The following is a 10,676-nucleotide window of genomic DNA, read 5'->3' as shown; positions in this document are numbered from 1 at the left end:
GGTGTCGCCGATGCGGACCGAGCCGGAGGTGAAGGTGTCCAGGCCGGCGACGCAGTGCATCAGGGTGGACTTGCCGGAGCCGGAGGGGCCCATGATCGCGGTGAAGTGGCCCTGGCCGAAGTCGACGGAGACGTTGTCGAGCGCGACCACCTGGGTCTCGCCCTGGCCGTACACCTTCGACAGGCCGGTGGCACGGGCGGCCACGGCCTGAGCGGTGTGCGGGGCGTAGTTCATGGTGGTCACGGGAACTCCTGTCGGACACGGCGGACGCCTGCTGCGGGACCGTTCCATCGTCGGGGGGCGCACCCCCGCCGCGGATCAGCCGCCGAGCTTGTTCACCGGCCCACTGGAGTCTGACCCGGGGGCCGCCGGGTCCTCCTCTGGTATGACGGGAGGCTCGGGGACGAGGCGCGGACCGCGGCTCGGACCGGCTCGCGGACCGGGGGGTGGCCCGGGGTGGCGCGCAGCGGCGCGAGGGCCATCGAAATCCCGTCAATCCGGATCTGGGGGCCATGGGGAAGGACGGCTGGCCGACCGCGTGTTCTCGGGTCTGACGCCCGATCAATCGCCAATAAAATCAGACAACATCGGAAAGATGTCCGCTCGGCGCCGACAGCAATCCCGTTAGGCTCGCCATAGCGTTCACGGCCTTGCTCCGCGGGAGCCGCTCGCCTTGCCCGGGTGGTGGAATGGCAGACACTGCGAGCTTAAACCTCGCTGGCCCTCGGGCCGTGCCGGTTCAAGTCCGGCTCCGGGCACTCCCGGCTCCTCCCGCTTTCTCCCCTCTTGCTCCCCCGGGCTTCGCCTCCCTTTCTTCTAAGATCCTCCTTGAGCAGTAGGGTGATTTTTTTGCGTTCGCATTACTCTTGATGCAAGGCCGCGCTCGGTGGCCATGGAGGAGTGAGATGAGGAGCAGCAACCCGGTCTTCTCGCGACGGGGGTTCAGCCGCGACAACGGCTACGCGGGCTTTGACGCGCAGCAGCAGGCCGGGAACCCGTACGCGACGAATCCGTACGCCACCAACCCGTACGCGGCCGACCCGCAGACGGGCGCGCCGGCGGCGGTCCGTAGCAACGCGATGACCTTGGACGACGTGGTGAGCCGTACGGCCCTCACCCTCGGCACGGTCATCCTGACGGCGGTCATCTCCTGGCTGGCCCTGCCGGTCGACCCCGCCAACATCGGCAAGTCCTACGGCATCGCCATCGGCGCGGGCCTGGTGGCCTTCGTCCTGGCGATGATCCAGTCCTTCAAGAGCAAGCCGGCCCCGGCGCTCATCATCGGCTACGCCGCGTTCGAGGGTGTCTTCCTCGGCGTGATCAGCGCGGCCGTGAGCACCACCATCTCGCCCGGTGTGGTCATCCAGGCCGTGCTCGGCACCATGTGCGTCTTCGCCGCGGTGCTGTTCGCCTACAAGATGCGCTGGATCCGCGTCACCCGCCGTTTCTACGGCTTCGTGATGGCCGCGGCGGTCGGCTTCCTGCTGCTGATGGCGGCCAACGCGCTGTTCGCGCTGTTCGGCGGCGGCGACGGCCTGGGCTTCCGCTCCGGCGGTCTCGGCATCGTCTTCGGCATCGTCGGCATCGTCCTCGGTGCCTTCTTCCTCGCCCTGGACTTCAAGCAGGTCGAGGACGGCGTGGCCTACGGCGCTCCGCGCGAGGAGTCCTGGCTGGCGGCCTTCGGCCTCACGGTGACGCTGGTGTGGATCTACACCGAGATGCTGCGCCTGCTGTCGATCCTGCAGGGCGACGACTGATCCGGCGGTCAGGCCGGCCGAGCGGCAGAAACGCTCAAGCACACCGGGGAAGGCCCCGCGAGCTCCGGCTCGCGGGGCCTTCCCGTGTTCCCTGCCCGGTCAGCCGAACCTTCTGGCCGCCCGGCGCAGACCGTGCTCGTGGATGATGGCCTTGGCCTGGCCGTACGAGAGCTCGTACGCCCCGCGCAGCCAGCTGAGTTTCTCCTCGAACCGGACGAGGGAGGGGCCTTCGTCGACGGTGCGGAGCCAGTCGGACACTTCACGACCGGTGGTCTGGGGGATGCGGTCGATCATGTTGCGGTGGGTCTGCTCGGAGAACTCTACGGACATGGGCGCCTCCGGGGGTATCGCCGTCGTGCTGTTCTCTTCACGCCACCGTGCCTGAGCGTTCGCCCGTTGGCAATGGTGCGTGGACGGCGCGTAAGGTCGGCCGGGTGCTGGATACTTCGCCCCTTGTCGCCGTTGTGGAACGTTTCGCCGACCGGTTGAGGGCCGCGCCGCAGAGCCGGCTCCAGCGGGGGGCCGCCGCCGAGGGTCTGGCGCTGGCCCGCGCGTTGGCGGAGCGGGCACAGGTCTGGGAAGGGCTCGGGGCCGGCGCGCCGCCGCGGGTGATGCCCGACGCGGGGATCTTCGCCGTGGGGGACCAGCTGGCGGTGGCCGGGCTGGACCTGGCCGAGGCGCTGCGGGCCCCGGCCGCCCAGGACGCGGCGACGGCCCCGTCCGAGGCGTTGGACGAGGCCGTGCGGCTGGTGGAGGAGGCGGAAGCCAGGGCGGCGGTGCGCTGAGTCAGAGCGAGGCGATGACCCGGTCCGCCAGGATGTAGACGTTGTCCTCGGGGTCGTCGGAGTCACCGCAGGAGAACGTCAGCGCGTAGGCGCCGGAGATGCCCGAGCCGCCCAGCAGGACGGGCGCGGTGCCCGAGCGCAGCGCCTCGGCGAGCCGCTCGGCGGTCTCGCGGTGGCCCGGGGTCATGCAGAGCGTGGTGCCGTCGGTGAAGACGTACACGTCCAGGGTGCCCAGCGGGCCGGGCCGGACGTCGGCGAGCGCCGTACGGGCCTGGGCGAGCTCCTCCAGGCGGTTGACGGTGCGCTCGTGGTCGGCGCCGGGGTGTGGCTGGACCGGGACGAAGTCGGGGTGCGAGGGGTGGCGCCGGCGGGCCGCGGCCAGCTCGGCGGAGTCCTCGGGGTACTCGCCGGCCTCCGGCAGGGCGGTGCCCGCGGCCGTCTCGTCGCCCAGGAGGGGCTCCAGGCCCACCAGGTCCGCCTGCCGGGGCAGGAAGACCGGGCTGTCCTCCCCGAGGCCGGAGAGGCCGCCCAGGAGCGAGGGCGCGTCGGCGGCGTCACGGGCCTCCTGCGCGGCCCAGAAGGCGCGCGCCTCGGCCAGCTCCCGCTCGCGCTCCTCGGCGAGGGCCTCGGCCACGGCGGCTCGTATGTCCGCGGCAGGGGTGTCCCCGGCGCTGCGGGCGTGCGGGACGGCCGAACCGCGGGGGAGGACCGACGCGGCGAGCTCGCCGCGCAGGGCCGTGACCTGCTTGCGTAGGCCGTGGACGGCGTGCAGCGCAGCAGCGCCCACGGCCGTGGCAGCGGCCGTGGTCAGCAGCAGGGCAAGAGACATGGCGCTCACTGACTAACTCCTGATGTGTTTCGATCCCCCGACTTCCTACAACAGCTTGTCCCGACCTGGGAATGGCGTGCAGTGCATTACGTCACGAATGGGACAGGGCTTTTGTCCTTGCGGCCCCCGCCGCACCTGCTCTGACCTGCGTAAAGACCGATCCCCCAGGACGAAGGTCACATCCTGGGGGCGATTCGGTCACAAATCGGACGCGAGGGGATTGGAGCGGAGTCGGCCCGTCCGCAAAGCCTGAGCTCAGGGAGCGTGCCGGGGCCCCGCGGACCCCGGCCCAGTGGTCCAGTCCTCCCAGATGAGCAGCCCTCGGCTCAGGCGCGGGCTCAGCCGCTCGTGCTCATGGTCGCGCCGAACTTCGCCTCCGCTGAGGGCAGGCGCCGCCCTCGTTCCTCAGGCGACCCCTGCCCTCCGCTCCGGCTCAGCTCAGCCGCTCGATCACCATGGCCATGCCCTGGCCGCCGCCGACGCACATGGTCTCCAGACCGAACTGCTTGTCGTGGAACTGCAGGCTGTTGATCAGGGTGGTGGTGATCCGGGCACCGGTCATGCCGAAGGGGTGGCCGACGGCGATGGCGCCACCGTTGACGTTCAGCTTGTCGATGTCGATGCCGAGGTCCCGGTAGGACGGGATCACCTGGGCGGCGAAGGCCTCGTTGATCTCGACCAGGTCGATGTCGTCGATGGTCAGCCCGGCCCGCTTCAGGGCCTGCCGGGACGCCTCGACCGGGCCCAGGCCCATGATCTCGGGGGACAGGCCGGAGACGCCGGTGGAGACGACCCGGGCCAGCGGGGTCAGGCCCAGCTCGCGCGCCTTGGTGTCGCTCATGATCACCAGGGCGGCGGCGCCGTCGTTGAGCGGGCAGCAGTTGCCGGCGGTGACCAGGCCGTCGGGGCGGAAGACGGGCTTCAGGCCCGCCACGCCCTCCAGGGTGACGCCGGCGCGCGGGCCGTCGTCCTTGCTGACGACCGTGCCGTCCGGGGTGGTGACCGGGGTGATCTCGCGCTCCCAGAAGCCCTTCTTGATGGCCTCCTCGGCCAGGTTCTGGGAACGGACGCCGAACTCGTCCATGTCCTGGCGGGTCACGCCCTTGAGACGGGCCAGGTTCTCGGCGGTCTGCCCCATCGCGATGTACGCGTCCGGGACCAGGCCGTCCTCGCGCGGGTCGTGCCAGGTCGCGCCCTCGCTCTCGGCGACCGCGGCGGTACGGGCCTCGGCCTCGGCGAAGAGCGGGTTGTGGGTCTCGGGCAGGCCGTCGCTGGTGCCCTTGACCGAGCGGGAGACGGTCTCCACACCGGCGGAGATGAAGACGTCGCCCTCGCCGGCCTTGATGGCGTGCAGCGCCATGCGGGTCGTCTGCAGCGAGGAGGAACAGTAACGGGTGATCGTGCAGCCGGGCAGGTGGTCCATGCCCATCTGCACGGCGACGATCCGGCCGAGGTTGTGGCCCTGCTCGCCACCGGGCAGGCCGCAGCCGAGCATCAGGTCGTCGATCTCGCGGGGGTCCAGCTCGGGGACCTTGGCGAGGGCGGCCTGGACGATCGTGGCCGTCAGGTCGTCGGGGCGGACGTCCTTGAGGGACCCCTTGAAGGCGCGCCCGATGGGGGAACGGGCGGTGGAAACGATGACGGCTTCGGGCATCGGGGCTCCCAGGGGGGTTGCGGCGTTGCGGACCGGATGCGAAGTTACCGCCCCGTACGGTCGAGGTCACCGCCCAGGGCATGTGATGCCCAACGCACCGACGGGGCCCAACCCTTCCCTCGGGGGCCGAAGCCCGGCCCCCGGGCCGAGGCGCGGCCCGGGGGCCGGGTCTCGGTGCGGACCCGCTACGCCTCGACGTCCAGGCGGAGTTGCCAGTCGTTGCTGGTGTGGAAGATGCCCGGGGGGTACTCGAACTGGGTTTCGCCCAGGAGGGTGAAGCCCGCGCGGTGGCAGACCGCGTTCGAGGCCTGGTGGTCGGGGCTCGGGAAGGCGTGGAGGGTGGGGCGCGTGCCGTGGTGGCGGGCGTGGGCGACGAGTTCGGTGAGGGCCGCCACCGCCAGACCGCGGCGCTGGAACTCCGGGAAGATCGCCCAGCCCGCCTCGTACACCTCCTCGTCGCGCCAGTCCCGCTCCCAGTACCCGACCGAGCCGACGTCCTCGCCGGTGTCGGTCAGGGACACCCGGAACATCCGCCCGGCCGACTCCGGCCGGGCGCTCAGCGCGACGTACCGGCGCTGGCGGTCCGCCAGCCGGTCCGGGTGCTCAGGGCCGCCCAGGTGTTCCGTCATCTCCGGGGTGTTGGCCCGTTCCAGCAGCGGGAGGTCCGCGTCCGACCACGGGGTCAGGCGAACCGCTCCGAGCCTCAGCATGAATTCCTCCGTGTCCGCGCCGCGTCCGTGCGCCCAGTTCGTCTCCCGGCCCGTGACCACGAAGCCGCACGCGCGCAGCACCCGCAGTGAACCGGTGTTGTCCGTCGCCGCCCGCGCGTGCAGCGGCCGCTGCGGCACCAGCGTGAGCAGCCGCCGCAGCGCGGCGGTGGCGATCCCCTTGCCCCAGTGGGCGCGGGCGACGGCGTAGCCCACGGTCCGCTCCTGCGGCGGGCCGAACACCGCGATGTTGCCCACGACTTCGGCCCCGAGCAGCACGGTGTGCACGTCCACCGAGCTGTCGTTCAGCTTGCGTTCCCAGAAGGCGTCGAAGGCGGCGCGGTCGTACGGGTCCGCCGCCGTGAACGCCGCCATCCGGATCGCGTCCGGGTCCGTGTGCATCCGCCAGAACGTCTCCAGGTCCGACCGCTCGACCCCGCGCAGGCGTATCTGCGCGCCTGTGCCCGCGCCCGCGCCTGTGCCCGTACTCGTCGTCACCTTGCCACCCGGCCCTTCGCCCTCACCTGGCCGCCGGCGCCCGGCTCGCCGCCGTCGCCGGCGTGATCGCACCGATCACCCCGGCGAACGAACCGGCCGTCCAGGTGGGTTCCGCACCCGCGAGCTGCTCGGCCGAGTGGATCCCGTACGTCACGGCCACCGACCGCATGCCGGCCGCCCTGGCCATCAGCAGGTCGTGCGTGGTGTCGCCGACCATCACGGCGGCCCCGGCCGGGATCCCCAGCCGGGCGAGGACGACCTCGCCGGACTCCGGGTGCGGCTTGGGGTGGGTGACCTGGTCGGCGCCGATCACCTCGGCGAACAGCTCGCGCAGCCCGGCCGCCGTCAGCAGCGCCTCCGCGCTCGCGGAGAACTTGCTGGTCGCCACGGCGAGGGTGAGTCCGGCCGCGCGCAGCGCGTCGAGTCCCTCCGCGACCCCGGGGAAGAGCAGGTCGCGGGCCTGCGGCAGGACCCGTTCGCGGAAGAGGGTCAGGTACTGGCGTACGCCCTCGGCCACCCGCGGGTCGGACTCGTGCGTGCCGAGCAGTGTGGCCCAGGCCCGTTCCAGGGGCAGGCCGATCGTCGCCCGGACCGCCGCGGCCTGTGGAGCCGGTTCCGCCAGGGCCGCGAAGGCGGCCAGGAACGTCTCCACGATCGCCCGCGGTGTGTCCACCAGCGTGCCGTCGAGGTCGAAGACCACCAGCCGGACCGGCCCGTCCCCGACACCGTCCGTGCCGATCGCACCGCCGCCGTCCGTGCCGACGACACCGTCGCCGTCCGTGCCGACGACACCGTCGCCGTCCCGGTCGTCCGCCGCCTTCGTGTCGCTCATCGGTCCGTCCCCCCGCTCGCCGCCGGTCCGTCCGACGTCAACGCGCTGTGGGCCGCCGCGAGTCGGCCCGCGGTCTCGGCGCAGGTGGCCAGGACCGCCATGTTGGCCCGGGCCGAGCGGCCGTCGGTGGCCCGGTCGACCGCGCGCATCAGGTACTTCGTCAGGCCCTGGCCCGAGACCCCGTCCCGGGCCGCCGCCGCCACCGCTTCGCGGATCGCGGCGTCGACCTCGGCGGAGTCTATGGCGTCCTCCTCCCGCACCGGGGTGGTGATCAGGAACGAGGTCGGACTGCCGAGCGCCCGGTGGGCCTCGACGGCGCGGGCGAGCCGGGTCTCGTCGTCGATGCGGTGCGGGGCGCGGTGGCCGCTCGTACGGCAGTAGAAGGCGGGGAAGTCGTCCGAGCGGTACGCGACGACGGGCACGCAGTGGGTCTCCAGGTACTCCAGGGTCAGCCCCAGGTCCAGGATCATCTTCGCGCCCGCGCAGACGACCGCCACCCGGGACCGGGTGAACTGGATGAGGTCCGAGGAGACGTCGAACGTCTCCTGCGCCCCGCGGTGCACCCCGCCGATCCCGGCCGAGGAGAACCAGCGGATCCCGGCGAGTTCGGCCGCCACCACCGAGGAGGCCACGGTGGTGGCGCCCGGTCCGCCCCCGGCGAGGACGACCGGCAGGTCGCGGCTGGAGACCTTGGGGATGCCGGGCAGGGAGGCGAAGCGTTCGATGTCGGCGTCGGTCATGCCGACGCGGATCGCGCCGCCGTCCACGCAGACGGTGGCCGGCACCGCCCCGCCCGCCCGGACGGCGGCCTCGACCTTGCGGGCCGTGGCCGCGTTGTCCGGGTAGGGCAGGCCGTGCGTGATGACGTTGGACTCCAACGCCACCACGGCACGGCCCTCGTGGAGGGCCTCACGGACCTCCTCCGAGTACTCCACGGGCACGCGTGCGGGGACGGGCATCGCCGCGCTCACGCCTCTTTCCAGTAGCCGGGGGCCTTGATGAGCAGCTCCCGGCGGGCGGCGAAGGCGGCGACGACCTGCTCGTGCCAGGCCTCGGGGGCGACGGTCTCCAGGGCGATGGACACCTTGTCGGCGGTGACGCCGAAGGTCTCGGTGACGGCTGCGGTGACGGCGTCGTCGAAGGCCTTCACGCGCTCCGGGGTGAGGTTGTCCTTCGGGTAGTGCTGGACGTGGACGTGCGGCATGGCTGGCGTGTTCCTCTCTCGGGTGGGATGGGTGTATCGGTGGGGCGGGAAGTGGTGGGTCGGGGAGCGGCGGATGGCCGGACCGCGCCGGCCGGGCCCCGCCGCGCCGGCCGGCCCCGCCGTGCCGGCGGGCCCTCAGGGTGCCGGGCGGTCGCGGATCGCCCGGACCAGTTCGGTGATGCCCGGCTCCTTCAGCACCTGGTAGTGGTCGGCCGTCAGGTCCAGGACGCGGGGCGGGGCCGCCGACCAGCCGGAGGCGCCCTCGACGAACGAGTAGTCGTCGCCGGTGGCGCGGACCAGGGTCACGGGTGCGCGCAGGCGGCGGGCGGCCAGTTCGCGGAAGGTGTACTCGAACTCGTACGTCTCCCCGACGATCCGGGTGATCCGGCGGATCGTGTCCCGGTCGAGCTCGGGGAAGGAGCTGGCGACGAAGTCCACGAAGCCGTCCTCGTCGCGGGCCGCCGACAGGCACGCGTCCAGGCCCGCCCCGGGCGCCACCGTGCCGGCGAAGACCGACCAGAGGATCGTCACGTAGCCGGGGTTGGCGTACGAGGACTCGCGCGGGTACGGGCGGCCGGCCCCGTCGCGCAGCTTCGGGTTGCCGGGGCAGATCAGCAGCAGCTCGGCGACCTCCGCGCCGGACCGTTCGAGCTGCCAGGCGGTCTCGAAGGCGACGCGGGCGCCGAACGAGTACCCCCACAGCGTGTACGGGCCCTCGGGCTGGATGCGCCGTAGCTCGGCGAGGTCGGCGGCGGCCCACTCGGCGATGGTGGGGTACGGGGTCTCGCCGGGGTTGATGCCGCTGGCCTGGACGCCGTAGAACGGGCCGCCGGTGGCGGCCTCGCGGGCCAGCAGGCGCAGGTTCATCGGGTAGCCGCCCAGGCCCGGCCAGCAGAACACCGGGGTGCCGGGGCCGCCGTCGTGCAGCTTGACCAGGCGGGAGGTGGGCAGGGCGGCGCCGTCGTCGGTGATCCGGGCGGCGAGGTCGGCCAGCCGCGGGTGGTCGAACAGGGTCTGCATGGGCAGGGAGATCCCGAACTCGCGGTTGATCCAGCGGGTCAGGGTCATCGCGATGAGGGAGTTGCCGCCGCAGGCGAAGAAGCTGTCCTGCATCGACACGGCCGCGAGGTCGGGGACCTTCAGGGCCTTGCCCCAGGCGCGGGCGAGCCATTCCTCCAGCGGGGTGGCGGGCGGGACGCGGGGGGTGTCGGCGGTGTCCGCGGCGGGGCCGGTGAGCTCCTCGCGGGCCGCCAGCGCCGCGTAGTCGATCTTGCCGTTGGCGGTGAGCGGGAGCGCGTCCAGGACCACCACGCGGTTGGGGATCATGTAGTCGGGCAGCAGCCGGGCCAGGTCGTCGCGGATCATCTCGGTCGGGCCGTGCATGTGGACGGAGTCCTCGTGCATGCCGGTGGAACTGATCTGCTCCTCGCTGACCTTGCCGCCGAGGAAGAAGTACGACGGCCCCGACGGCAGGCCCGCGGCGCCGAGGAGCTCGTCGATCCGGCGCGCGGTGGGCAGCGGATGGCCGGACTTGGAGGAGTAGCCGGACGACATCAGGCCCAGGCGCAGCGCGTTGCGCTGGAGGTGGTGCAGGGTGCGGCCCAGCTCGATGTACTCCAGCCAGGGGTGCGGGGTGCGGCTGACGGCGGTGATGCCGAAGGAAGCGGCCTCGTACACACCCTGGTTGATGGCGATGACGTGGCGCTTGTCGACCATCTCGGGGGACAGGAGCGTGAGGGCGCCGGTGACCGGCTCGTGCCGGTAGAGCCCGCCGGGGAGGTCGCGGACGCGGCCGGGGTGGGACTGGAGGAAGAGTTCGACGCCGGCGCGGCCCCTGTCCCCGGCCGTGGCCGCGCCGTCGTGCGCGTCGGCGTCCTCGGCGGTGGCCGGGACGATCTCGAACGTGCCGAGGTAGTGGTCCTCGGCGGCCACGTCGAGGTGGTCCCGGACCGCCTCCTGGTGGCCGTACGGGCGGACGGTCAGGCCGTACTCCGGCAGCACCTCCTCGAACACCCCGAGCATGTGGCCGGTCTCGAACTCCAGCACCTCGCGGATGTTGTTGCGGTAGACGGGCGCGATGGCGCGGCGCTTGCCGAGGAAGTGCAGCCGCAGCGCGGGACCGGCCGGCGGCGGCCCTTCCGGCCGCGGGGCGTCGCCGATGCGGACGAGGGTGTGGTCGACGGGGTGGAAGTAGTGGACGCCGTCGGGCAGGCCGGCGGCCCCGCCGTGGGCCTCGACGTAGAGCTGGGTCGCGTACAGGGCGCCGGGGGAGGCGTACGCGTACTTCGGCAGGAGGCGCTCGGGGCTGTGGAAGGGGCCGAACCAACGCAGCAGCGTGCCCAGGTGAGCGAGGGTCAGGTCGCCCAGGGGGCGGGCCGTGGCCGGGGCGCGGGCCGCCCCCTGGGCGACC

The 10,676-nt window shown here is 72.6% G+C and carries 11 protein-coding genes and 1 tRNA gene; 3 read left to right on the top strand and 9 right to left on the bottom strand.

The genetic code is table 11. From position 1 onward, the window contains the following. The coding region (locus EF918_RS26240) for an ATP-binding cassette domain-containing protein (RefSeq protein ID WP_125651155.1) at positions 1-234 on the bottom strand (234 nt) is incomplete at its 3' end. A gap of 441 nt (positions 235-675) precedes the next feature. Here EF918_RS26240 and EF918_RS26235 point away from each other — a divergent pair. Beyond that, positions 676-758, top strand: a tRNA-Leu gene (locus EF918_RS26235). Between the two features lie 147 nt (positions 759-905). Next, complete coding sequence (locus EF918_RS26230; protein ID WP_125651149.1) at positions 906-1,757, top strand: Bax inhibitor-1/YccA family protein; 852 nt, start codon at positions 906-908, stop codon at positions 1,755-1,757. Between the two features lie 99 nt (positions 1,758-1,856). Here the strand turns inward: EF918_RS26230 and EF918_RS26225 are convergent, their stop codons facing one another. Continuing rightward, positions 1,857-2,087 (bottom strand): DUF4287 domain-containing protein, encoded by a 231-nt coding sequence (locus EF918_RS26225; RefSeq protein ID WP_125651147.1) that lies wholly within the window; start codon positions 2,085-2,087, stop codon positions 1,857-1,859. Between the two features lie 104 nt (positions 2,088-2,191). On the opposite strand from EF918_RS26225, the gene EF918_RS26220 reads away from it, so the two are divergent. Then, positions 2,192-2,542 carry a hypothetical protein gene (locus EF918_RS26220; protein WP_125651145.1) on the top strand — a complete coding sequence of 117 codons (351 nt, stop codon included), beginning with the start codon at positions 2,192-2,194 and terminating at the stop codon, positions 2,540-2,542. A 1-nt stretch (position 2,543) separates the two neighbouring features. Here the strand turns inward: EF918_RS26220 and EF918_RS26215 are convergent, their stop codons facing one another. The 7 genes from EF918_RS26215 to EF918_RS26185 all read right to left on the bottom strand — a co-directional run. Further along, on the bottom strand, positions 2,544-3,371 hold the full coding sequence (locus EF918_RS26215; protein WP_185921926.1) for a hypothetical protein: 828 nt from the start codon (positions 3,369-3,371) through the stop codon (positions 2,544-2,546). Positions 3,372-3,804: 433 nt separating this feature from the next. Then, positions 3,805-5,025 carry an acetyl-CoA C-acetyltransferase gene (locus tag EF918_RS26210; RefSeq protein WP_125651143.1) on the bottom strand — a complete coding sequence of 407 codons (1,221 nt, stop codon included), beginning with the start codon at positions 5,023-5,025 and terminating at the stop codon, positions 3,805-3,807. Between the two features lie 185 nt (positions 5,026-5,210). Next, positions 5,211-6,230, bottom strand: coding sequence for a GNAT family N-acetyltransferase (locus EF918_RS39175; protein WP_312847866.1), 1,020 nt, complete (start codon positions 6,228-6,230; stop codon positions 5,211-5,213). 22 nt (positions 6,231-6,252) lie between these two features. Further along, positions 6,253-7,062 carry an HAD family hydrolase gene (locus EF918_RS26200; RefSeq protein ID WP_125651141.1) on the bottom strand — a complete coding sequence of 270 codons (810 nt, stop codon included), beginning with the start codon at positions 7,060-7,062 and terminating at the stop codon, positions 6,253-6,255. Then, the gene (locus tag EF918_RS26195) at positions 7,059-8,021 is read right to left on the bottom strand and encodes a pseudouridine-5'-phosphate glycosidase (RefSeq protein WP_125651151.1); all 963 of its coding nucleotides are present in this window, start codon (positions 8,019-8,021) and stop codon (positions 7,059-7,061) included. The genes EF918_RS26200 and EF918_RS26195 overlap by 4 nt, the downstream gene beginning before the upstream one ends. Before the next feature lie 8 nt (positions 8,022-8,029). Then, positions 8,030-8,266, bottom strand: a complete 237-nt coding sequence (locus tag EF918_RS26190) for a tautomerase family protein (protein ID WP_125651139.1) — start codon at positions 8,264-8,266, stop codon at positions 8,030-8,032. A 135-nt stretch (positions 8,267-8,401) separates the two neighbouring features. Then, the coding region (locus EF918_RS26185) for a thioesterase domain-containing protein (RefSeq protein WP_260610685.1) at positions 8,402-10,676 on the bottom strand (2,275 nt) is incomplete at its 5' end.

It is taken from the genome of Streptomyces sp. WAC06614, from assembly GCF_003949795.1.
Lineage (GTDB): Bacteria > Actinomycetota > Actinomycetes > Streptomycetales > Streptomycetaceae > Streptomyces.
The sequence above is the reverse complement of the archived record's forward strand: the minus strand, read 5'-3'. Positions and strand labels throughout refer to the sequence as shown.